General features: G+C 68.6%; 22 protein-coding genes. 3 read left to right on the forward strand and 19 right to left on the reverse strand.

The window, feature by feature from the left end; genetic code table 11:
• Positions 1-104: 104 nt before the first annotated feature.
• Complete coding sequence (locus ACIRA5_RS09720) at positions 105-341, reverse strand: hypothetical protein (RefSeq protein WP_403689118.1); 237 nt, start codon at positions 339-341, stop codon at positions 105-107.
• Positions 342-683: 342 nt separating this feature from the next.
• Here ACIRA5_RS09720 and ACIRA5_RS09725 point away from each other — a divergent pair, with 342 nt between their 5' ends.
• Positions 684-1,019: a hypothetical protein gene (locus tag ACIRA5_RS09725; RefSeq protein ID WP_403689120.1), complete on the forward strand. Its 336-nt coding sequence runs from the start codon at positions 684-686 to the stop codon at positions 1,017-1,019.
• Positions 1,020-1,470: 451 nt separating this feature from the next.
• Positions 1,471-1,980, forward strand: a complete 510-nt coding sequence (locus tag ACIRA5_RS09730) for a hypothetical protein (RefSeq protein ID WP_403689122.1) — start codon at positions 1,471-1,473, stop codon at positions 1,978-1,980.
• A 51-nt stretch (positions 1,981-2,031) separates the two neighbouring features.
• Here the strand turns inward: ACIRA5_RS09730 and ACIRA5_RS09735 are convergent, their stop codons facing one another.
• The 4 genes from ACIRA5_RS09735 to ACIRA5_RS09750 all read right to left on the reverse strand — a co-directional run bounded on the left by ACIRA5_RS09735 (position 2,032) and on the right by ACIRA5_RS09750 (position 6,421).
• Complete coding sequence (locus ACIRA5_RS09735; protein WP_403689124.1) at positions 2,032-2,811, reverse strand: hypothetical protein; 780 nt, start codon at positions 2,809-2,811, stop codon at positions 2,032-2,034.
• Between the two features lie 436 nt (positions 2,812-3,247).
• Positions 3,248-4,099, reverse strand: a complete 852-nt coding sequence (locus tag ACIRA5_RS09740; protein WP_403689127.1) for a hypothetical protein — start codon at positions 4,097-4,099, stop codon at positions 3,248-3,250.
• A gap of 79 nt (positions 4,100-4,178) precedes the next feature.
• Positions 4,179-6,002: a GMC family oxidoreductase gene (locus tag ACIRA5_RS09745; RefSeq protein ID WP_403689129.1), complete on the reverse strand. Its 1,824-nt coding sequence runs from the start codon at positions 6,000-6,002 to the stop codon at positions 4,179-4,181.
• Positions 5,999-6,421, reverse strand: coding sequence for a hypothetical protein (locus tag ACIRA5_RS09750; protein ID WP_403689131.1), 423 nt, complete (start codon positions 6,419-6,421; stop codon positions 5,999-6,001). Before ACIRA5_RS09750 ends, ACIRA5_RS09745 begins: the two co-directional genes overlap by 4 nt.
• Positions 6,422-7,118: 697 nt before the next feature.
• Here ACIRA5_RS09750 and ACIRA5_RS09755 point away from each other — a divergent pair.
• Positions 7,119-7,685 (forward strand): Uma2 family endonuclease, encoded by a 567-nt coding sequence (locus ACIRA5_RS09755; RefSeq protein ID WP_403689133.1) that lies wholly within the window; start codon positions 7,119-7,121, stop codon positions 7,683-7,685.
• Positions 7,686-8,254: 569 nt separating this feature from the next.
• Here the strand turns inward: ACIRA5_RS09755 and ACIRA5_RS09760 are convergent.
• The 14 genes from ACIRA5_RS09760 to ACIRA5_RS09825 all read right to left on the reverse strand — a co-directional run bounded on the left by ACIRA5_RS09760 (position 8,255) and on the right by ACIRA5_RS09825 (position 21,889).
• Positions 8,255-8,416 (reverse strand): hypothetical protein, encoded by a 162-nt coding sequence (locus ACIRA5_RS09760; protein WP_403689135.1) that lies wholly within the window; start codon positions 8,414-8,416, stop codon positions 8,255-8,257.
• A gap of 209 nt (positions 8,417-8,625) precedes the next feature.
• A complete protein-coding gene (locus ACIRA5_RS09765) occupies positions 8,626-9,141 on the reverse strand; it encodes a hypothetical protein (RefSeq protein ID WP_403689136.1) in 516 nt (171 codons plus the stop codon).
• Positions 9,142-9,284: 143 nt separating this feature from the next.
• Positions 9,285-9,488, reverse strand: a complete 204-nt coding sequence (locus ACIRA5_RS09770; protein WP_403689138.1) for a hypothetical protein — start codon at positions 9,486-9,488, stop codon at positions 9,285-9,287.
• A gap of 385 nt (positions 9,489-9,873) precedes the next feature.
• The gene (locus ACIRA5_RS09775) at positions 9,874-11,232 is read right to left on the reverse strand and encodes an alkaline phosphatase (protein WP_403689140.1); all 1,359 of its coding nucleotides are present in this window, start codon (positions 11,230-11,232) and stop codon (positions 9,874-9,876) included.
• Between the two features lie 1,134 nt (positions 11,233-12,366).
• A complete protein-coding gene (locus ACIRA5_RS09780; protein ID WP_403689143.1) occupies positions 12,367-13,146 on the reverse strand; it encodes a polysaccharide deacetylase family protein in 780 nt (259 codons plus the stop codon).
• 137 nt (positions 13,147-13,283) lie between these two features.
• Positions 13,284-14,483 carry an acyltransferase family protein gene (locus ACIRA5_RS09785; RefSeq protein WP_403689145.1) on the reverse strand — a complete coding sequence of 400 codons (1,200 nt, stop codon included), beginning with the start codon at positions 14,481-14,483 and terminating at the stop codon, positions 13,284-13,286.
• A 264-nt stretch (positions 14,484-14,747) separates the two neighbouring features.
• Positions 14,748-15,794, reverse strand: coding sequence for a transporter (locus ACIRA5_RS09790; protein ID WP_403689148.1), 1,047 nt, complete (start codon positions 15,792-15,794; stop codon positions 14,748-14,750).
• Positions 15,791-16,705, reverse strand: a complete 915-nt coding sequence (locus ACIRA5_RS09795) for an ATP-binding cassette domain-containing protein (protein ID WP_403689150.1) — start codon at positions 16,703-16,705, stop codon at positions 15,791-15,793. Before ACIRA5_RS09795 ends, ACIRA5_RS09790 begins: the two co-directional genes overlap by 4 nt.
• Positions 16,702-17,145: a GntR family transcriptional regulator gene (locus ACIRA5_RS09800; protein ID WP_403689151.1), complete on the reverse strand. Its 444-nt coding sequence runs from the start codon at positions 17,143-17,145 to the stop codon at positions 16,702-16,704. Before ACIRA5_RS09800 ends, ACIRA5_RS09795 begins: the two co-directional genes overlap by 4 nt.
• 785 nt (positions 17,146-17,930) lie before the next feature.
• A complete protein-coding gene (locus ACIRA5_RS09805) occupies positions 17,931-18,620 on the reverse strand; it encodes a DUF4389 domain-containing protein (RefSeq protein WP_403689154.1) in 690 nt (229 codons plus the stop codon).
• A gap of 523 nt (positions 18,621-19,143) precedes the next feature.
• Positions 19,144-19,773: a response regulator gene (locus ACIRA5_RS09810; protein ID WP_403689749.1), complete on the reverse strand. Its 630-nt coding sequence runs from the start codon at positions 19,771-19,773 to the stop codon at positions 19,144-19,146.
• Positions 19,774-19,997: 224 nt separating this feature from the next.
• A complete protein-coding gene (locus ACIRA5_RS09815) occupies positions 19,998-20,639 on the reverse strand; it encodes a hypothetical protein (protein WP_403689157.1) in 642 nt (213 codons plus the stop codon).
• 61 nt (positions 20,640-20,700) lie between these two features.
• The gene (locus ACIRA5_RS09820) at positions 20,701-21,189 is read right to left on the reverse strand and encodes a DUF6114 domain-containing protein (protein WP_403689158.1); all 489 of its coding nucleotides are present in this window, start codon (positions 21,187-21,189) and stop codon (positions 20,701-20,703) included.
• A 76-nt stretch (positions 21,190-21,265) separates the two neighbouring features.
• A complete protein-coding gene (locus tag ACIRA5_RS09825) occupies positions 21,266-21,889 on the reverse strand; it encodes a DUF6230 family protein (protein WP_403689161.1) in 624 nt (207 codons plus the stop codon).
• Positions 21,890-22,114 lie beyond the last annotated feature (225 nt).

Genomic DNA, 22,114 nt, shown 5'->3' on the forward strand with positions numbered 1-22,114 from the left:
CTCGGCGTCAGCGCCTGGTTACTTCCGTCGGCCAAGTGGTGGACGACGGAGGGCCTTCCCGTAGGTATCGGATCGGAAGAGCCCCGGCGTCTTTCAGGCTGAAGTCAGAGACCTCTGTCCCGGTTCCAGCGGCTCACGTGAACCGCATAGAAGGCGTTGCCGATGCCCGCAGTGAACATGAACAGCCAGAAGTGAACCCACAACGACTGACGCCGACGCCTCAGCCCTGCCCCGCCGATCACTGCGGCGGCCGACGCCACGGCGGAGTTGCTGTTGTTGATGATGATCGTCGGAGGCTGTCCGTACGGCTGGGCAGGCTGTTGATCCGGCGCGGTCGTCATGCTGCGTCGACTCCTCGGTGGCTGAGCGTGCAAGAGCGAGACGCACCATAGGGGCGGGTGAGTGATCACCGAGGTCGAATCCGCTGTGCGTCACCTGATCGGGGCATCTTGGACTCCCTTCCGTCTCAGTTTCCGTCTCATTCAGCGCCGTTCACGGTCGTTCAGACGAGACCCAAGGCGGCAGTCGCTCAGACGACCGGCTGTGCATGAACGCAGGTGAACGGTGAACGGCACCGTCCGAGGCCCCTGGGACCATCACCACAGTCGTGAGGCGTGCACCCTTGAGTGCATCCGCAGGCTCGGCCCGAGGGCGTTGTCAGAGGATGGTGGCATCGTGCGCGCATGGACACGCTTTTTGAGCTTCCCGAACCGGAGACACCGGAAGAAGCCGTCATCGCCCACTACCGACTCAGTGACGACAAGTACGGTTCGCGTGCCGAGCGCGAAGCGATCTTCGACGCTGAGCGGGCCATGGCAGCCGCTGTCGAGGACGCGGGAGTCGGCGAGGTCGACGGGAACGAGTTCGGCGGAGGCGAAGCTGTGGTGTATGCCTACGGGGCGGATGCGGAAGCGCTCTTCAAGGTGATGGAGCCGATGCTTCGCAGTCTGCCGTTGAGGCCGGCGCACGTCGTGTTGCGGCAGGGGAGTCAGGAGAGGGAGACCCGAGTGGATCTGTGATGCCGTACGGCAACGAAGTACAGCAACCCCAGCAACCGGCAGCGCCCAGCACCGGCCCCCATGGCCCTCACGGCGGCCTGTAAGACCTCCAATGACCGATCTCTGTAGAGCTGCTACGGATCAGAAGGTGCCCCCGCGCCCCTGCCATGCCCGAACGACCGGTAACTGGCGGGGAACCATGGTGGTTACCGAACAGTGCACATGAGAACGGCCCCTGACCGATTTACCTGGTCAGGGGCCGTTCACCTGCGGTGGGTGTGGGATTTGATTTGAACCCTCGGTGACATCGCTGCCACGACGGTGTTCAAGGTCGATTCATGGTCTTGGCTTGACGGCTGAGACTCCGCCAGCCCTGGTAGGCGCGCCCAGTGGGGTACCCACGCCGGTGAGAATGCAGTGCAGTTCCAACAGGCAGCACAACCAGTGAGCCCGCTAAAGAGTCGTACGCGGCGTGATCAACACGCGCGCACGGCACGCTCTCGGCGCCTCCACGCTCATCGTCGCTCTGGCGTCATTGTTGCTCTCCTGCTCCGGCAGCCCAAGCACGACTTCGAACAATGGGGAGTCGCCCGTCCGCGATGTCCGCAAGGCGGCATCCGCCCCCACGACCGGGGAGCCGTCCGCCCCGAGCACGGCAGAACCGGCACCGAGAGTCGAGAAGGTCCGCGATGTGTTCGCTGGGCTTCAGGCCACCTACAACGACGGGTGCACGACCCCGGGGAACTGCGAGTACTTCCTGGGGCGGGTGTTCGATGAGCTCGGCAGCCTCGACGAGGCGATGAAAGCAGACCTTCAGGGCCCTGAACACTTCAAGGATCCCCTCGCATGGATCGCGAAGCTGCGGGTCGAACTGGGCGACGACAGCTCTTTCGAAAACCTCAAGAAGCACCAAGACCTGCTCACCGGAACGCGGGACAAGATCAATACTTGGATGCAGGGTCACCCAGAGGACTACCGATGAGGCCAATGCCGAGCAGTCGCAGGTTCAAATCCTGCCACCGCGACGCGGTTCTCAGCTACAACCGGCGATGACCTGCTCGACGACGGAGAAGCGCTGCTTGCACTCCGGGCAGGTCGCCTCACCGAAGGCATATGTCAGGGCACGCGCGACTTCCTCGTGGCCGTCGGCCCGGGCAAGGTCGTAGAGACGGCGGCCGAGACCTTCCAGCGCGCGGGGGTCGGCCGGATGGAGAGGGAAGGTTTCGACGTCGTCGGAGAGGGCGTGGTCTTCCGCCGCGCTGAAGAAGCCCCGCTCCCCGATGATCACCCACAGTGACGCGCACCCGCCGGGATCTGGGCACTCGATTTCGTATTCCTCGCTGAGGATGCCCCAGATCAAGTCCTGCGCCCAGTGGATGTCGCCCTCCAGGTTCAGGACCGCCTCAAGCAGGTGGCAGTAGTCATTCCGGTCGGCCGTGACCTGCCGCCACCGGTTTGCGGCGGCCAACAAGCATGCGACTTGCGGCACGTGCCGGTTGCGCAGGTTCCGGGTCTCGTACCGCTGGTCCGCCTGGACGAGAAGGGCGCCGGCCAGGTGGAGGGCCGAAGCTGCCGTATCGGCATGGTCGTCCCCCGCCATGTCGCTCAGCGTGTGGAGCACCAGCGGATGGGCGACATCCAAGGAACCGTTGTGGTAGAGCTCCGTCCACAGGTCGCTCCAGGCCTGACTGTCCGCCCCCTTGGCGGCACGTTCCAGCAGGGCCCTCAGGCGGTCGGAATCGGCGTCGTCCGCGAGGGGAACAGAAGAACTCGTCGTCATCTCCGGAATCCAAGCAGACTGTCGCAAGCGCAATTTCGCCGACCTGTCGATTGCTGTGGATGTGTGTTGATCGGCAGGTCTGCTGGGGGCCGGGCCGCGGGCCTGGCCAGCCGTTGCAGGTCTGCCCCGTGCCAAAGCTGTTCCGCTGACATCCAATGCTGACATCCAATGCTGACATCAACGGCGACGAACAGCAGCAGTTGTCGGCAACCTCCCATGGCCCCGGTACACACAGGCGGGCCCTACCGCACCCGGGATGGATCGAACTCCTAAAGCGGCTGTCGCAGGTTCGAATCCTGCCGGGGGCACAGAGAAATACCAGGTCAGAGCCTGTGTGAGTGTGAGGAAGGCCCTCTGTGGAGATCTTCCTTTCCTGTGTGCGTGCGGAATGCTCTGAGACCGGCGTCCGACCGCTGATTTCACGCGGCGATCAGCGGATGCTGCAGATCCGAGCCGCCCCCTACCGCCGTCAACGCTGGGAGCTCAGGTAGTAGGGCCGGTTGTGGGCGGCCACCGGGGGTGACTGGTAGGTCCAGGCGCCGGTGGCGCGGGTGTCACCGAGCAGTTGGTGGATGCCGCGGCCGAGGTCGCTGTCGGGGGCGTGGACGAGGCGTACGCGGTCGGTGTGGTGCGGGGCGCTCAGGTCGTACCAGCGGTAGGGCTGGTAGACGTTCATGGGGCCCGCGAGGGCCCGGCCGGCGGTGTCGGTGCCGTAGCCGGTGATGGGGGTGTTGTTGGCGGGGGTGGCCGTCAGGCCGTCCAACTCCGCGGTCAGGGAGAGGAGTTTCCTGTCCTCGCGCACCAGGGTGTCGTCCCCCGACACCTCGGCCGCCTTGCAGTGCACGGTCCAGGTCTCGCCCGCCGGGCCGTTCAGGGACGGCAGGTCGACCTCGAACCAGCCCGGGTACTTCGGCTCGGCGTACAGCTCGCGTCCGGCCGTGATGGCGTACGGGTTGTCGCACACGACGTGGATGCGGGCGATGCCGAGGAGTTTCGTCTGGTCCCAGCCCTGCGCGTACTGCGCGTAGGTCAGCTCGGGGATCCGGTCCGCCTGGGCGGTGGGGAAGGCGATGACGTTGTACTCGATCTCCTGGGTGACGCCCCCGCCGAACGCGTACTGCGCGAAGTAGAGCTGGTAGTTGAGGGAGACCAGGGCCCGGCCGTCGAAGGTGGCGGCGGTCAGGGCGGGGTGGTGCTTGGCGAGCAGGTCCCGGACCGGTTCCGCCTCGGTGAGCCAGTCGATGCCGATGTGGTGCAACGCACCATAGTGGAAAGGGAGTTGGAAGGGCTCGGCGACGGGCGGCAGGGGCAGCGGGCTCATGCGGGCACTCCAAGGGGGCTCATGCGGGAACTCGGTGGGGGAACTGATGAGGGAACTGTTGGGGGAACTGTTGGGGGATTTATGCGGGTTCGTCGTGGGTGAGGGCGGTGGGGCGGCCCCGTTCGGCCAGGTCGGCCTCGATGCGCTGGGCGCTGCGCAGGGCGAGGGCGGCCATGGTCAGCGTCGGGTTCGAGGTGGCGACGGAGGGCATGCTGCCGCAGCCCACGGCGTACAGGCCGGGGTGGTCCCAGCACCGTTGCCATGAGTCGACCACCGAGTCGCCCGGGGAGTCGCCCATGATGTGGGTACCGGCGGCGTGACCGGCGCCGCGGTAGCCGTAGAGGCGGCCCTGGTGCTCGAAGCGGCCGGGCCACGCCGCCGCGGGCGCGTAGTCGGTGTGGTCCTCGGCGCCGAGCAGGGCGAAGATCTGGTCGGACGCACGCTTGGCGGCGGCCATGCCCTCCTTGACGTGGTCCGACAGGTCGTAGGTGACCTGGGGGCGGGGCAGGCCGAGCTGGTCGCGTGCGTGCGGGTGGAGGGTGACGCGGTTGGCGGGGTCGGCGCCCTGCTCCATCTCGAACTGCAGGGCGAACTGGCGGCGTACCCGGTCCCCGACGGCGCGTCGCAGCTCGGCTCCGAACAGGCCCTTGTGGCGGAGGAGTTGGGCTACGTCGCCGTCCACCGGGCCTTTGGCCCACACCCATCCCCAGTTGCCGACCTCGATGCGGAAGGGTGCCCGCGCGCGCCGGTCGGGCCCGGCGCGGAATCCCTCGAAGCCCGAGGTGGACCCTGGCCCGCGGTAGGGGTCGACCGCTTCCGGCATGAGGCCCCAGGTGAGCAGCACCGGGTGGTCCATCAGGTTGCGGCCGACCTGGCCGCTGCGGGTGGCGAGCCGGGACAGGAGGAGCAGACGGGCGTTCTCGATGGCGTGCGCGGCGAGCACGACGACGTCGGCGTGCACGCGGGTGGCCTGATCGTCGTACGCGAGGTACTCCACGCCCGTGGCGCGGCCGTTCCCGTCGACGAGTACGCGGTTGACCACGGCGCGGTCGATGAGGGTGACCGAACTGCCCCACTGACCTTGTGTCTTGAGCGGGGTGTACTTCGCGTACGAGGGGCAGTGCGGGATGCATGTCGCGTTGCCGACGCACCGGCTGGCCGGGTCGGGCCGGCCCTGGGCACCGCGCGGAACGTAGCCGCGCCCGCCGTCGTAGCCCGGGTCCGGCATGCTGTTGCGGGCCTGGGGGGTGCCGACCACCCGCAGTTCGACCTCGCCCAGGGTCACCGGGTCCTTGACACGCCGTCCGTCGAGGCTCGCCGCGAGGAGGCGGTCCAGGTGGCTGGCGGGCAGGGCCCGCATGGGGAAGGTGTAGCCCTCGGGAAAGCCGAGCCCGACGTGCTCGCGCTGCTCGCCGGTGTCGGCGGCCACCCCCAACTCCCCTTCGGCTGCCCGGTAGTGGGGCTCCAGGTCGTCGTAGGTGAGCGGCCAGCGGCGCCCGTACCCGAAGGCTTCGGTGTCGAAGTCCTCCGGCAGCATGCGCGGGGCGAGGCCGGTCCAGACGTTGCCGGTGCCGCCGTTGGCACGGACGTAGCCGCTGGCGTACGGGAGCGGGCCGTCCTGGAGCAGATGGCCGACCGCCCGGAATCCCGGGGCGTCGTCCGTGCCCGTCAGGTCGGTGACCTCGGGCCAGTCGGCGGCGGGGTGGGGTCGGTGGGCGGAGCCCGGCACCTTCGCGGATGCCGTGGCGTACCGGTCGAGGGCCTCACGGTGGCCCCGCGCGGGGTCGGTGGCGCGCTCCCCGGCCTCCAGGACCAGGACGCGGCGACCCTGGCGGCTCAGTTCCTTCGCCACGAGCGAGCCCGCGATGCCGGCGCCCACGACGATCACGTCGTAGTGGCTCACCGGGAGTCCGCCCGGAAGGGGGAACGGGAAGTGGGAGGGGAAGGGGGAGCCGACGGGGAGGCGGCCCAACTCCCGTACCCGCCGGGTGCGGTGGCGGGAGCGGCGATCCCCGCCGCCTTCCAGACCAGCCCCTCGGCGTAGGCGCGCGCCGACACCACGAAGGGTGACGGTTCCGGCCAACTGCCCGTGTACCACAGATGGGTGAGGGCGCGGGCGGCACTGAGCAGGTCGTCGTCCAGCTCGCCGAGTGGGCCTCCCCCCGCCTCCAGCAGCCGCCCTAATCGGTCCCGGCTCAGTTGCTCGGCGGCCACGGCCAGGTAGGTCTCGGCGAGCCCCGTGCCCCGCAGCGTCGCCACGTCGAATCCGGTCAACTTCTTTGACAGCACCATGAAGTCGGCCGTCTCGTCTGTTGTCTGCACGAGGGCATCGGTGCCCCTGCGGCTCGTCGACCATGCTGTGCCACCTGGGTATGGCCGGAAACGTACGCCAGTGCGAGCGCTGACGTCTGGCGTGCGGCTCGGACGGGCGGATCGCAGGCCGTCGCCACGCTCAGGCCACGCAGAACGGCGTCCCCGGGACGCCGATCACCACCGCTCCGACGACATCTGCCTCGGCGAGTCCCGCGACGAGGGATCGGCCGGCCAGAACGGATTCAGCACACATGAGGCCGGGAAACCCTGTGAGCACGTGAGAACTACGGAGGGGTGTCTTCCCAGGCCAGACGCGCCGCAGTTGACATTTCCGCAGGTCACAGCTCCGCCCAGGGAAAACTCCTCAAGCGGGTGTCGCAGGTTCGAATCCTGCCGGGGGCACCAGGGAGTACGCCGTTGACCTGGGATTTCTCCCCAGGAAGGCGCTCTCTTCGGCCTCGGACTCCTTGTCTGGGGCCGTTTTGCGTGACCAACGGGGTACTGCCGGCTCGTACCGGTTGGTCTGCGCTGGTCCCGATTTCAGTCTTCCGGGGTCAGGCCGGCGATCACGATGTCGTGCGCTCACTGGCGGGATGCCGGCCGACGGGGAGGGTGCGTAAGAGAGATCAGCGTGCCGGACGGGTGGCGGACAGTACGCTGAATCCAGCGGGATCGGGCCCGCAGCACAGTGTCCGGGAGGTGCTTCATGACGGCCGAGATGGTGGCCCCGGCGTGGATGCATGAGCAGATCACGGCGGAGGAGTACGAGTCCTGGTCCGAGGAGCAGTGCGCCGGTATCGAGATCGTGGACGGGATGGTCGTCGTGAGTCCCAGCGCGTCCAAGCGGCACAACCGGCTGGCCCGGATTCTGGCGAACGCCCTGGACGCCGCCGCGGGCCCGGAGTGGAATGCCGACACGGACTTCGACGTCCGGCTTCAGGACCTCCCGCTCATCAATCGCCGCCCGGACGTCGTCGTGTACCGCGCAGACACGATCGACATCAGCCCCACCCGCCCCGAGCACGTGTTGCTGGTCGCGGAGGTGGTGTCGCCGGGCTCGGAGACCACCGACCGGGTCGTGAAGGTCGACCAGTACGCCAAGGCAGGCATCGGCTTCTACTGGCGGATCGAGCAGGCCGCGACAGGCGTCTCGCTCGTGTACACCTACATTCTCGACCCCGCGACGAAGACCTACCGGGACGGAGACGTGTTCACCGGTGTCGTCAAGGCAGCGGCTCCCTTCCCGGTGGAGATTGACCTCGGCCAGGTCTGACCTACGCACTGCTCAGCAGTCGGCAGCGCGTGAGCGATACGTGAGCGGACGGCCCGACACAGAGCGGCATGAGCCGGATCAAGTGGCTTCCCGTGCGGTTCTGACCAGGGAAAGCAGCACCGTGCGGCAGCGCCCGGCAAGGATTCGATCCCACTTCTCAACGGGTGTCGCAGGTTCGAATCCTGCCGGGGGCACAACGGCAAGGGCCCCGGACCGATCACGGTCCGGGGTCCTTGCCGCAACCAACGCCGGTGATCCGCCGCCGTGCCGCGCCTTCTGGTGTTCCCGTGGCCGCTGCTCGGCGGCGGTCGCGGCACCGGTCCGCGCACGGCCATGCCCGAGAGCACGGCGCCTTTGATGTCGGCGCTGCTGGTGCGGCTCAACGAGGGCAGGGCGCCCCCGCGCCACGGACCCCGTTCCCTTGTCCTTCTCCGGCCGACGCTGATCGGCGGTCCCTGCCTGCCCTGACGGGCACGTCGTGAGGGGGACCGCTCGGTGGGCCGGTCACCTTTCGTCCCGGCGCAGCACGTCGCCGGAGGCTACGGAGAGCCCCGCATCATGAACGCCTTTCACCGGCGTGCCGCCCGTACGGCGGCGCGCAGTCTCGTCGTACCCGCCGCCGCGGTGGCGGTCCTGGCCGTCGCCGCTCCGCAGGCCGCGGCCCACACCGAACGCGACAGCAGCAGTCCTGGCGCCCAGGCGACCTTCGCCGGGCTGCCCCCGGGTATCACGGCTGACCTTCAGCGACCCGATGACGCAGAAGTACGCCAAAGTCGCCGTCACCGGACCGGAGGGGAAGTCGGCAGCCGCCCGCGAGCCGGAGAGCGGTCAGCGGTGTCCTGACGCGGCGCGGCGCGGTGCCATGTGCATGAAGCGGAGCCTGCGGGGCGGTGGGGTGTACGCGGACGCATCACGCGGCAGGTGAAGGCGGTGCCGGACGCTACGACGTGCTCGGGGCCGCGGTGGGGCCGTAGCCCCTCAACTGCCTGATGGTTCCCCCGAGTTTGGAGCGGAACCCCTCGAGCAGTTCGGGCTGGGCACTGACGATCCAGCGGGTGCCGACGAGGTACTTGCCCCCGTATCCACTGGCGCTGTCCAGCCAGAGCTCCTTGTACCGGTCCTCGGGGAAGGTGGTGATGAGGTAGTCGACCTTCTTCGTGTGGCATACGCCCTGGCGCAGTTCCTCCGCGTTGATGCGGATCTTGGGCTTGCAGCCGGTCAGGTTGGCAATCACCTCGACCTTCGCGGGTGCCACGACCCCGGCCGCGGGAGCGGCCGTCACGGACGCCTTCGCCCGCTTGCGCTCCGCAGCGGCGTCGTCCTCACCTCCGCTGCACGCCGTGGCCAGGGGGAGCAGGGTCAGGCCACCGACCAGCGCGGCGCCGCGCACCAGGCGGGAAGTGGTCAGAGTGCGTCCGGTACGTCCGCCACGTCCGCGTGGCTGCTGCTGAAGCACGTGCCTCTCCGTCTCCGCGTATCCGCGTTGAGCTGCCCGCAGTGGCGGACAGGCGTACGACAAGGGGTACGGGTGAACGCCAAGGGCTGTTCACCCCGTATGTCACCGCGAGCCCGTGGGGCGGCCGCCCCACGGGCCTGTCCTCATGCCCGGGCGCGGGTGCGCTCGGGCTGGACGGTGTGTGCGTTGTGCCGGTCGGCCCAGTTCTGCAGGGCGCTCATGCAGGCGTGGTCGAGGTGGCACAGCCCGGCGAGGTTCAGCTCGACGGGCCGGTCGGCGGGCACCTGCTCCAGGGGGTCGAGGATGTGCGGCAGGCGCGGGAAGGTCGCGTGCCCGCGGATGCGCACCCGTACCGCCCCCTCGCCGACGGTGTCGACATCGATGTGGACGTGCGAGGTCTCCCGCGCCCCCCCTTGGCCACCGACAGCACCAGGCAGATCAGGACACCCTCGAACATGTTGGTGCCCCGGATCGCCCCACCTCTGGGACTTCGCGACGCGGCACCACGCTCTCTGGCTGACCTGGTGCGCTCTCACCGCGACTGGGCTGGCCTGCGCGGCCTCCGTCGCCGCACTCGACCGCGGCGGACGCCTGACCGTGCGAAGGGAGCCGCAGCTCGCCGCAGCCTGAACAAAGGGCCCGAACAATAAGGGGAAGAAGGCCCGAACAAAAGGGGAAGGGGAGACCGGTGGCGGCCGGTCTCCCCTCGCCTCAGAACATTCCCGCGCCCGGTCAGCGCAGACGCAGCGCCTCACGGATCGTCGTGAAGAGGTCCGTCTGGTTCGTGACACCCAGCACCCGGTACGCCTGCGGACCCTGCGCCGCGATCCGCACCTCGGTGCCGGTGTGCTCCTGGGACTGGCCCGGCGTGTTGGTCGAGTAGTTGACCTTCAGCTGCTGTCCCTCGTTGGTCACGAGCGTGGAGGACAGGCCGGGCGGGGTGGCCTCCAGCGGGACGATCTGGCTGGTGTGGCCGTGGTCGGCGGTGGTCACCACGAGCGTGTCGGGGTGCTTGGCCGCGTACGCCCGGGCCACCTTCACCGCGCGGTCGAAGGCCGCGGTCTCGCCGATCTGCCCGCACGGGTCGGCCGCGTGGTCCTGCTTGTCGATCGAGGCGCCCTCGATCTGCAGGAAGAAGCCCTTCTTGGAGTGCTTCTGCTTGGCCTCGAGGAGCTGGATCGCCTTGGTGGCGGAGTCGGCAAGGCTCGGCGTGTTCGACGGCCGGTTCGGGTTGGAGGTCACACACCGCTGCGGGTCGGTGCCGCCGACAGCGGCGGCCTTGCCGGTCCACTCCACCGGCACGTTGCCGGTGGCGAACAGGCCGAGCACCGGCTTGCCCGCCTTGGCCGCCTTCATCGACGCGTCGTCGGTGACGACCTGGTAGCCGACCTTCTGCGCCTGCTCGGCGACCGTCAGGCCCTTGTACTTGCCGTCGGTGACCTTCTGGTCGAACCGCTGCTTGCCGCCGCCGAAGAGCACGTCCACCTTGTGGTTGACGGACTGTTCGGCGATCGAGCCCGGGCCGCCGGCCGCGATCGCGTCCGTCGGGCACTTGGCCATGTCGGCCGGGCCCTGGCAGGAGCGGTCGGTGACGTGCGAGTCGAGGACCGCCGGGGTCGCGTCGGTCAGCTCGGCGGTGGTGACGTTGCCGGTGGCGTAGCCGCTCTTCTGCGCCAGCTCCAGGATCGTCCGTACGGCGTTGTCGGTACCCGGCGTCTTGGAGATCCGCCCGTTGACGGTCTTGACGCCGGTCGCCCAGCCGGTGCCGCTCGCCGCCGAGTCGGTCACGTAGTCCGGGGTGCCGTCCGCGTGCACCGCGTACGTCGTGTACGCACCCGTCAGCGGGAACTTGTCCATGTTCAGGCGGCCGTTGGCGCCCACGGTGTAGTCGCGGGCGAGGGTGATCTCCGAGTCGCCCATGCCGTCGCCGATCAGCAGGATGACGTTCTTCGCCTTCCCGCCCTTGACCGCGTGCTCGGCCTGCTCCTTGGTGTCGGACGCTCCGGCGACGGAGGTGACGGCCACTGCGGCCGCGATGGCGGTGACCACGGCGGTGCTGATCGTGAGGTGACGACGGGACGGTCTGTGCATGGAGTTGGCTCCTGGGTTCTCGTGTCGCTGCGGGTGCCGACGGACGCCAGACCATCAGCCGTCGGTGAATCGAGGGTGACATTCCGGGGCTGCCGTCACATCAGAAACATGACCCGAACTTGACCCGAACTTGGTCGTCTGAGTCGAAGGAGGTGGTCTGCCGACAGGCTTGCTCGGGGTTCTCGACGATCAGCGGGCGTGCCGAACGCGGTCGAGCCGATCGCCGCCGCGTGGGTGGAAGAAGTCCGTGCCCGGCGCGTCGACGACGAACCTGGAGGAACGGGCCGGCGGCCGAGCGGGCGCGATGAAAAAGGGTCCCCGATTCACCCCGCACGGACTGGTCACCGACTACACCACCCATGAACTCGGCGACTCAGGCAACTCCCTTTCACCGGCAAGCAATTCCTGGCCGCCGGGCCGTACGGCGGCGGACCCGCCCCGCTCACTACCCCCGGCTGCCCGACGAGTACGGCCACCACCGCCTCGCCCTGGCCCACCCCGCCGAGCAACACCCAGCTCGACCTCACTCCGGACGAGGCCGGCCGGATCGTCCACGAACGAGGAGAAGGGCCATGAGCACTGAACGCCGGGGCCCGGTCAACGAAGCACCCGGTCAGAGGCCCTTCTGTCCGGCGGACGGGAGGGCCTTCCTCCTCGCGGCACGCATGCGGCTGCGGGCAGAGGGTGAGGACCTGTCGCGAGATACGAGAGACCTGCCGAGAACGAGCCGGCCCGACGCCGGTACGAGAAGCTGGTCGACCGGCTTGAGTCGCTGATGCGGGCCGCCCTCAAGCCCCGATTACCGGGGCTACCACGGCCGGCTGATCCTGAGCGTCGACGATCTTGAGGAGATGGGCGAGCTGAAGGACGTCCGGCGTGCCGCGCGAGAGGCGGGTCGCCGTCTCGGCTGGAAGACGACCACCCACCTCGTCGGCGGCCGGCTGTTCGTGCTCGACGAACGGGAGATGCCCGGGAGATCGAGCAACTCGCTGAACAAGCGGCAGCCAACGCGATGGACCGGGCCTGGCGGGAGGATCGGTGAGCCTGGGGCCCTGCCCGACCCTGCCCGACCCTGCCGGCCGTAGCCGTCCAGGGCCGGTGGCTCCCTCCCCGGGTCTCGAGGACCGCGGTTGTTCAGGGCCGGTAGACCATCCCCGGCTGGGGCTTGGCAGGGGCGAGCAGCTGCGACACCGTGACGATGGTGTAGCCGCGCTGCTTGAGCGCCTTGATGATTCCCGGGACGGCGGGCACGGTCCCTTTGTGCAGGTCGTGCAGCAGGATGATGCCGTCGCGGTGAGTCTGGTCGAGCACCCGCTTGGTGATCAGGGCCGAGTCGGTCGTCTCGTAGTCCTTCGCCGTGACGCTCCACAACACCTGCGCCAGCCCCAGGTCCTGGCAGATCTTGGCCACCTTGCGGTTGGTGCGGCCCTCCGGCGGGCGCATCAGGATGGGCTTCGTACCGGTGACCTTCTCGATGGCGTCCTGCGTCCGGGTCAGCTCCCGACGGGCGTCGGCCTCGCTGATATCCGTCAGAACCTCGTGGTACCACGTGTGATTGCCGATTTCGTGCCCCTCGTCCGAGATACGACGCAGGATCTTGGGGTACTTCTCGATGTGGCCCTTGCCCTGCACGAAGAACGTCGCGTGCAAATCATCCTGTTTCAGGATGTCCAGCAGCTTGGGGGTCGTCAGGCTGGGGCCGCCGTCGAAGGTGAGGGCCACACACTTCGCCTTGCGGCAGTCGACGTTCCCGGCCACCGTTCCCGATGCCTTGTCGCGGGCGGCGCGCGGCGAGGTGTGATCGTAGCTCGTGACCGTCAGAGCCACGATCAGCGCGACGGCCACGGCGGCGGCCACTGCTGTGGCGACAGCGATGACTATGCGAGGCCGCCGTATTCGTATGTTGAAGGGCATGCGAGACATTTCCCTGAGTCGGATTGTTGCTGCGGTATGTATGGATGGGGATGGCCTTCACGGCGCTCAGGTTGCTCTCGGCCCGTGCGTGGCCAGAGAGGGCACCCGGTTGAACGGCGGGACGTTCTTACCTCGCGCTATCGCGTACGGGCGAGAGCCGGCTTCGCCGCGAGGTCTCGCAGGCGCACGTCGAGCGTCAGGCGATGCCTCAGGAAGCGTCCGAGTCGGCGCTCCACCCATGTGTGGATGAGCGCGGCCAGACCCAGCATGCAGATGACGGACACCGCCATCGAAGGCAACGGTCCCAACCCCGGAACTGCCTGGATCAAGCCCTTGGCCAAGGGAATTCCGATGCTTTGGTGGACGAGGTAGAAGGGGTAGGTGAGCCCCCCTGCGGTGACCAGCCAACGCCATTGCAGTCCCGCCAACCGTCCGAGACCTGCGAGTGCCAGCAGCCCGAGACAGACGGTGATGACGGCCGCGCACACGGCCCAGGAGGGCTGGCCCTCGCCGGGGGACGTGGTGGCATGGTCGGCCACCCGGAATTCGAGCACGGTGAGTTCGTAGCACCAGGCGAAGCCCAGCAGGAGCCACAGCAGGAGGTTCTGTCCGAACCTGTGCATGAGGTAGAGAACGATCCCGGCGACGAAGAGGCCGGTGTACCGGGTCAGCACGAATTCGTTGAGCAGTGACGAGTGAAGTTCAAGGGCGATGACGCCGGCCAGGAGCCAGGCTCCGCAGAAAGCCACCATCCGCCGATAGGACAGTCCGGAGATGAGCAGTACGGCCATCAGCAGGTAGAAGCGAGCCTCCACCCAAAGGGTCCAGCTGACTCCGCTGACCAGGTTGAGTCCCAGTGGCCCCGGAACCATCGTCAGGTTTCCCAGGACTGTACGAGGGTCGATGTGCGTGGCGGCAGGCCAGTGGCCCATCCGTGCGACCAGGACAACCACGACGACCAGGAGCACCGCGCACCAGTAGGCAGGGAAGAGCCGCGATATCCGGGAGACAGCGAACTGTGCGGGAGTCCGCCCCCAGCAGCTCATGCAGATGACGAATCCGCTGATGACGAAGAAGAACTCGACGCCGAGCCAGCCGTAGCGGCTGATCTCGTGCAGGAACGGGGCGAAATCCCTGATCTCGGTCTTTCCCCAGAAGTGCGGGGTGGGTGTTCCCAGAAAGTGATAGGCGGCCACCATCACCGCCGCTACCAGGCGGAGCCCGTCTATCGCGGCCAGACGCGCCTGCCCGCTCTGCGGTCCACCCGAGTCGACGGACCCCCTCGGCTCACCGTGTCCCGGGACCGGACGTCGCGTACGACGAGGAAGTGTCCACATCCCGGCGGTCACCTCGCTTCCTGGCGGCCCTCGGGGTGGCACAGGGCATGGCCGATCCGGTGGGTGAGGCCGGCGCGGCTGTCGCGCGGTTCCTTCGGTGACTTGGCGTCGGCGGGCATGGCGAAGTGACCTCCGTGCTGAGGGGACCCCTGCGAAGGGGGTCGCCGAGAAGGGGATCGGGAAGGGGATCGAGAAGAGAATCGAGACGAGGCCCGGATCGCGGGGCCCCTGATGGGGGCAAGACCGAGCGGTGACGTGCCGCTGTCAGACGCGGCGGCGCAGGAGCAGCATGGTGGCGGCCGTGAACAGGAGAGCGAGGCCGCCGAGAACGGCGGTGTCGGTCCACTGGAAGGTCCAGTAGTCACCGGCCGGGTTGGCCTCGTAGAAACGGGCGACGTATCCGTGCTGGGCCATGCACTCCCTGAGGTCGGCGCCCGAGGGGAAAGGGCACTTCAACACGTCGTCGTGACGGCCCGAGGCGGTGATCAGGCCGTAGTGGCCGGTCGACCACTTGTCACCCATGGGCGCCTTGGGAACGATGCCGGCGCTCACGTACGTGTGCGGCGACACCAGCAGGCGCGTCCTGTGCGTCCACTCCAGCAGAAGGGTCATCACCCCGGTCACCAGGAGGGCCAGGCCCATAGTGGCCAGGACCCGGCGGGCCAGCAGACCCAGCAGCGTGCCGGCCGCCAGCCCGAAGAGTGCGGCTGCGACGACGCGCGGGCCCGAGCCGCTCAAGGCTGTGCTGTCGTACCAGAACAGGCCGTAGCTGCGGTCGGCAGCGGGCCGCCACCACCATGTGAACACTCCCGCCAGCAGGCCGGAGAGGATCACCGTGGTCGCCGCGGCGAGGCCGAACCGGGAGGCGAACCACTGGCCGCGGCTTATGCCCTGGGCGAGGACCATGCGGTGCGTGCCCAGTTCCCGGTCGCGGCTCAGCAGCGGGGCGCCCCAGAAGACTCCGATCAGGACGGGCAGGGCGATGTTCAACATCCCCAGGTACTGCAGCGGGGCGATGTCCAGCACCAGCGGCTGGCCGGTGTCGGTGCGCGAGCAGTACAACGGTCCGGTGCCGCAGTGGTCGAACAGTCCGCTGTGCAGGGCGTCCAGCATGCCCGAGCGGTAGTACGCGGCGATCGCCACGGCGGCGGCCAGGACGGCTGCGCCGATGCCGACCAGCACACGCTGCTGACGCCACGCGAGCCAGAGGGCACCGCTCCGGAGCGAACCGACACGGACGGGAGCGACACGGACGGGAGCGACACGGCGGGGACCGGTGCGGAGGGGACCGGTGCGGAGGGAGTTCTTCATGCCGCCGCCTCCGTCCGCACCGCGCCGGCCGGGCGCACCGTGTCCCCGGCGTGCAGGTAGCCGATCAGGATGTCCTCCAGGCTGGGCCGGTCGACGTGCCAGTCGCCGACCAGTGGTCCGTGCTGCCGTACCAGGGCGGTCATCTGTCTGCCACCGGCCCGGCGGTGTACGACGGTGTGCCGTGCGGCCAGGGTGTCGGCCTGGTCGGCGTGCCCGGTCAGTACGGCGTGGCTCTCACGCAACGCCTCGGCGTCCTCGCTCAGCTCGACGCGGCCGTCCCGCAGCAGCAGTACCCGGTCGCAGGTCTGCTCCAGTTCGGGCAGGACGTGCGAGGACAGCACGATGCTCGTCCCGTGCTCGGCGGCCTCGGCCATCAGCGCGGCCATGATCTCACCGCGCGCCACGGGGTCGAGGTCGGCCATCGGCTCGTCGAGCAGCAAGAGGTCGGGCCGTTTGCCGAGCGCCAGGGCGAGCGCGACACGGGTGCGGTGTCCGGGGGACAGTTCACCGACGCGGGCGGAGAGTGCGATACCGCCCTCGCGGACGGTCCCCTCGGCGACGGCCTGGTCCCACGAGGAGTTCAGCTTCTCGCCCATCAGCAGGGTGTCCGCCACGGTGAAGCGGGGGTAGAGCGGTTTGTCCTGGGTGAGCAGCGCGACCCGGGCGCGGGTCTCGGGCGTACCCGGTACGGCGGCGTCCAGTACCCGTATCTCCCCGGCGCGGGGCCGCAGCAGGCCGGCGGCCAGGTGCAGCAGGGTGCTCTTGCCGGCGCCGTTGCGTCCGACGAGGGCGGTGACACGACCCCCGGGCACCGTGAACTCGCAGTCCCGCAGGGCCCAGCCGCCCCGCGCCCGGTACCGGAATCCGAGTCCCGTGGCGCACAGCGCGGCCGACGCGTCAGGCCCGGTCATGCGTCCTCCTCTTTCCGTTCCCGGTCGCCCGGGGTGCGGCGGTGTTGCTCGTTGTCGTACGCGTCCAGGGTGGCGGTGACCAGGGCGAGGATGTCGGCCCGTTCGAGTCCCGCCGCCCTTGCGCGTGCCGTCCAGTCGGTGAGCTCCGCGCGCAGGGGCGAGTCGTCCTCCGCGCCGGGCCGGGCGAGCGACCGCGTCACGAAGGTCCCCAGCCCGCGGCGCAGTTCGACCAGGCCGGCCTGCTCCATGTCGCGGTAGGCCCGCAGCACGGTGTTGGGGTTGATGGCGGTCACCGCCACCACCTCCCTGGCCGTGGGCAACTTGTCCCCGACCTTCAACGTGCCCATCCGGAGCGCCCGTTCGGTCTGCTCGACGATCTGCACGTAGGCCGGTACGCCGCTGCCCCGGTCGATCCGGTACTCGACCACGTCACCTTCCATGACCACAGTGCGCTCAGTGCACTTCCACTAATGAATTAATACAAGCATGGTGGAGGCGTCGCAGCGATGTCAAACAGAGACACGACCCAAGCGGCCCTCACCCGCCAGACCCTTCGGGTGTGACGCGTGCGGCGGACAGGGGCCGGAGTCCAACACGGTCTCCAGCGCGCGATGGACCGCCACCGAGCTCACGGCAGGCGCCGCCGGGGCCCTGGAGACCAGGGCCCCGGCGACCGCCTAGAAGCCGATGCCCTCCGCCGGCGAACGGGCAGCGAAGGGTGGGCGGACGGTGGCGGCCACTGCGGTGGCGTTTCCGGCAGCCCGTGGATCACCGACTACCAGGACGACGCACGCTCCGGCCATGTCATCGGCAACCTCGGTGGATACAACGGCGGGGGAAACGACGCGGACGTCGACTACATCAGCTACGCCCCGGCGTTCGGTTCCGACGCCGCCAACCTCCTCGCCGACGCCATAGCCAACCGGGAGCCTCCGTCCGACCCGCCCCCGTACCAGGGCATCCAGGCGAAGCTCCCTGGAGGAGCGGCGCTGTGGCAGCACGCGAAGCTGCCGGCCTCGGGCGACTGCACGGGCCACCGCCGCAGCGACATGATCGTGGCCCGGTCCGACGGCGAAGTCACCTTGTACCCCTGTGACGGCAAGGGCCGCCTCGCACCTCGTCGGCGTTCGTGCCCCTCTGCCCGCCGAACATCCAACGGGCGCGGCCACACGCTTGCGGGACGGTCCGCCCAGACCGTCCCGCACTCGGCCGGCGGCGGAGGTCCCTACCCGCCGCCCGCCGACTGTGTCGCTGCTGCCATGGGCTCGCTGCCTCCCATGTCCAGCCGGAACGGCGGGTACTTGTCGGTCATGAGGTACGCGTAGACGAGCACCCTCAGCGTCCAGCGCAGCAGGCCCACGAGGAGGTCGAACAGACCACGCGGGTAGCTCCCCGTGAACATCAGGATCACCACCGCGACGAGAGAGAGCAGGCCGATGAGCCCGGAGCCGAGCGGACTGTACTGTTCGAGGTGCCTGTACGCGCTCGATCCGCTGGTTGTCAATACCGCGATCACCAGCAACTGCGGTATGACCAGCAGCCACTTGACCAGCACCAGGCCGCGGGACAGTCGCTTGGGATAGGTGACATCGACGCGGATCGGGTAGTCGGGCACGTCTTTGAGGGTGAACGGCGGATACTTGTCGGTGCCGAGCACTGCGGAGGCGTAGTAATTGACTCGCGTGTTCCAGCGTAGGACGCCGACATTGAAATCGAAGAGCGGTCGGGGGTATCTGCCGGTGATGAGGATGCTGAAGAACGCGACGATGCTCAGCAGCAGGAACACGATCCACAGGACGAGAAGGGCGATGTAGTGCGGGAAGGCGAGGATCCACTTCACCAGCCACTTCCAACGGGTCAGGCGGGGATCCAGGGTCGCTTCGACGCATAGGGGATGAGCGGAAGTGGGAGACATTACTGCCACATCCTTTCTTGTGCGAATAAGAGGAAACGTGGCCCGTAAATCGCATCCCCAGGACTTTTTCGACGATGGGGGCGGGCCACTTGCTCTCTGTGAGCCGTGTCTCCATTAGGCCCCGGCAATCGAATTGCGTCATGCCCCTGGATTTCGTGTCAGGGGAACACGTGACTTGACGGATCGCGGCGGACCCGATAGACGCGGCGGCGGCGTAGGGCGTCGGCGGTCACCAGCGCGTATGCGCGCTTGACCAGGCCAATCACCGATGTCGAGCTGTCAAGCTACGAGGTTCCGTGGCATGACGTGAGGCTCTCCGGCTGGTTTTCCTGGATATGAAATTCCTCAGGATCGCGTGAGGCTCAGGACCGCGCCACAGGAAATTCCGATGCAGATCATTGTCATCATCGAATAGGCGTGGGCCGTGATGGTGATCGAGGAGTCTCTCCTCGTACCGTTCGATGTACCGCCGTGTGACGTCGGCGGGGTGGAGCGTCGCACCATTCTCCTGGAGAGCAGCCCCTCAGGGCGCCTCCCGGTCCGGGCGTACGAGCAGTCCGCGTTCCAGGGCCACGACCACCGCGTGGGTACGGTCGCTGACGTCCAGTTTGGCGAAGACGCGCAGGAGGTGGGTCTTCACCGTCGCCTCGCCGATGACCAGGCGTTTGCCGATGTCGGCGTTGGAGAGACCGTCGGCCACCGCGTTCAGGACGTCCAGTTCTCGGCCGGTCAGCGCCACGGGGGCCGGGCGGCGCATGCGGGCGACCAGGCGTTCGGCCACCTTCGGGGCCAGAACGGTCTCGCCGCGGGCCGCGGATCTGATGGCGTCGACCAGTTGCTCGCGCGTGGTGTCCTTGAGGAGGTAGCCGATGGCTCCGGCCTCGACGGCGCGCTCGATCTCCACGTCCGTGTCGTAGGTAGTGAGGATCAGCACCCGGGTCGATGTGCTGCCGGCGACGATCTCCGCGGTCGCGGCGACGCCGTCAAGGACAGGCATACGCAGGTCGACGAGGGCCAGGTCGGGTGCGAGGGTCTGGACGAGTTCGACGGCCTCCCTGCCGTTGCCCGCCTCGCCGACGATGGCGATCCCGGGCTCGGACGCCAGGAGGGCGACGACTCCCGCCCGCATCACGGTGTGGTCGTCCACCACGATCACACGAATCCTGTCAGCTGCCCGCGGCGCGGCCGGCTGGTCGGCCGGTGCCTGGCCGGTACCCAACGAGCCATGCGAACGGGGAGATTCTTCATGCCGTTCATGCTGGTCGGCGGGGGGTTCGTGCCGACAGCCTCGACAGGTTGAACTTCGGGTCCACCAAGTGGTGGACCCCGCTGGAAGGGGTCCGTCGGCGGGATCGCCGGACAGGGGTACGGCCCGACTCATGGCCTCGCGCTGAGGACCGGCCCGGCGAGGGACATGTCGCCGCCGAGCTGGGCGACCTGTGAAACGGTCACCTTCTCGAAGGTGATGGTGCGGGTGGGAACAGCGGGGTGGGAGAGCCACGGGGGCAGCGCGTCGGGGGTGACGGTGACGCTGCGGTCCGCCGGGAGCGGAGCGCCGCCCAGTCCGACGAGCGTGCCGGACAGCTTCTGGGTGTACAGGGTCACCACGTCCTTGCCCTTGAGCGTGGATGTGGTCGCGGGCCTGGTCCGCAGACGCACCGCCGCGCGGCCACGGCCCGCCGTCAGGTCGAGGTCGCCGAAGTCCAGCGACCGTGCGGTGAACTTCAGCATCCGCTGGGACCCGGCCGCGGTCCGGACGGTGACCACGCCGCGGAAGGCACTGCCGTGGAGTACGAGTCTGTCGGCGCGCAGCACCCAGGGGGTGTTCGCCGGACGGCCCGGCAGTCGGGCAGCCGGCGTACCGGCATCCGCTGGTGCCTTGGACGTGCGGATGCCGCCGGGGGCGAGCAACGCCTTCGAGGCCGCCGGTGTGGCGAGGTGCAGGACCAGGGGCAGACCGGCGACGGCCAGCGCGCAGGCGAGGGGCCACAGCAGTTGACCGGCCAGGCGGTTGCTCACCGCACGGCCCGGACGGCAGGGATCGGACTCCGGCCCGCTTGCCGCACAGCCGGTCAGCTCATCACTTGCCACCGTGGTCCTCACCCGCGGGGATGGTCGTTGACGCAGAGTTCGCTGCGGGCTGCGACGCGGCGGCGCCCGTCGGAGGGATCCAGGCGCAGGCCAGGGATCCGCCGATCAGGCCGGAGATCAACCCGATGAGGAGGCCCCCGAAATTGGCGACGGGAAACGAGACGAGGGCGAGCAGAATGACCGCGATCCCTGCGAATACGCGCGCCTGCTGGTGGAACCAGAGGGAGATGGCCAGGGCCACGAGGAGAACTCCGATGATCAGCGACCCCGCGCCGGCCGAGGTCGACAGTGCCAGGGGGATGGCGCTGAACTTCAGGTGCGCGTACGGAAGGTAGAGGATGGGCACACCCGCCGCGAGGGTGAACAGGCCTGCCCAGAAGGGGCGTTCGTGCCGCCAGGTCCTGAATCCTCGTCGGGCGGCGGTGGCGGTGGCGGCGACGCGCAAGTTCCGGCGCCTGCCGAATCGTTCGAGGAACACGTGGGCTTCCGTGATGTTCGGCGGGCGGGAGTACGGGGCGAGCGGGTGCGAAGGGTGCGTGTTTCGTGACGCCGGGTCAGAAGCACTCGTGGTGGCCCTGTCTGAGCCGCACCTCGAGGTCCGGGACGTTGAACGTGGCGGCCGAGACTGCGACCGTGGTGAAGTGCACGTTGGTCAGGAAGGCCGAATCCGCCTGTTGAGCGACGCCGTCGGGATCGAAGAACCGGGAGTTCCTGTCCCCCCGATTGATCGGGCCCTTGCTGACCGCTCCCGCCGCCACACCGATGTCGAGGTCGTCGAAATTCGCCTGCGTGCTCGACAAGGATGTCGCGTCGAGGAACAAGTTCTTCGCCTCGACCCGCCTGCGGTCGCCGCCGGTGATCCTCAGCGTGTACGGGCCCAGCACCGGGATCGAAACCACCACGGACTGGCACAGCCCGCTGATCTCCGCACGGCTGGCCCCGGTGACCACGACCGGCACCAGGGCGCCCTTCCTGGTCACGTCCACCATGCCGTAGATGCTCAGACCACGGACGTCCAGGGTGTCCAGGGCCACCTGGAACTTCTGGCCGGAGATGAGGAACGACGCGGCCAGCGCTCCTTGGGCCATGCCGACGCCGAGCGCGGCGGCGGCCATGACACTCGGGGCGAGAACGGTGGCGAAGCGCTTCCAGGAGGTCCTGCCTGCGCGGTGCAGCATCCCGTCTCCTTCCGGTCATGACGTGGGCTCGCCGATGCCAGACAGGGGTGCGACGCCCCTCTCTCTAGTGGCGGATCCTAGGCTTCCCGGCACGTCAGCCGACGGCACGCCAGGTCGGCCGGATGGGTGAGTCTGTTTCCGTTGCGGCATACGGATGACACGCGACGCAGTGACACCGTCGGTGTCTCCGATCCGCCGACCATCGCCGAGTGGACGCGCTCCTGA

Source organism: Streptomyces sp. NPDC096311 (assembly GCF_044763085.1).
In the GTDB taxonomy this organism is placed as follows: domain Bacteria; phylum Actinomycetota; class Actinomycetes; order Streptomycetales; family Streptomycetaceae; genus Streptomyces.

Coding starts and splice junctions, on each gene's coding strand:
- ACIRA5_RS09805 (WP_403689154.1), bottom strand. CDS start 18,620: ATGTCTCCCACTTCCGCTCATCCCCTATGCGTCGAAGCGACCCTGGAT.
- ACIRA5_RS09755 (WP_403689133.1), top strand. CDS start 7,119: ATGACGGCCGAGATGGTGGCCCCGGCGTGGATGCATGAGCAGATCACG.
- ACIRA5_RS09780 (WP_403689143.1), bottom strand. CDS start 13,146: ATGCCCTTCAACATACGAATACGGCGGCCTCGCATAGTCATCGCTGTC.
- ACIRA5_RS09775 (WP_403689140.1), bottom strand. CDS start 11,232: ATGCACAGACCGTCCCGTCGTCACCTCACGATCAGCACCGCCGTGGTC.
- ACIRA5_RS09725 (WP_403689120.1), top strand. CDS start 684: ATGGACACGCTTTTTGAGCTTCCCGAACCGGAGACACCGGAAGAAGCC.
- ACIRA5_RS09825 (WP_403689161.1), bottom strand. CDS start 21,889: ATGCTGCACCGCGCAGGCAGGACCTCCTGGAAGCGCTTCGCCACCGTT.
- ACIRA5_RS09720 (WP_403689118.1), bottom strand. CDS start 341: ATGACGACCGCGCCGGATCAACAGCCTGCCCAGCCGTACGGACAGCCT.
- ACIRA5_RS09795 (WP_403689150.1), bottom strand. CDS start 16,705: ATGACCGGGCCTGACGCGTCGGCCGCGCTGTGCGCCACGGGACTCGGA.
- ACIRA5_RS09740 (WP_403689127.1), bottom strand. CDS start 4,099: ATGAGCCCGCTGCCCCTGCCGCCCGTCGCCGAGCCCTTCCAACTCCCT.
- ACIRA5_RS09785 (WP_403689145.1), bottom strand. CDS start 14,483: ATGTGGACACTTCCTCGTCGTACGCGACGTCCGGTCCCGGGACACGGT.
- ACIRA5_RS09790 (WP_403689148.1), bottom strand. CDS start 15,794: ATGAAGAACTCCCTCCGCACCGGTCCCCTCCGCACCGGTCCCCGCCGT.
- ACIRA5_RS09800 (WP_403689151.1), bottom strand. CDS start 17,145: ATGGAAGGTGACGTGGTCGAGTACCGGATCGACCGGGGCAGCGGCGTA.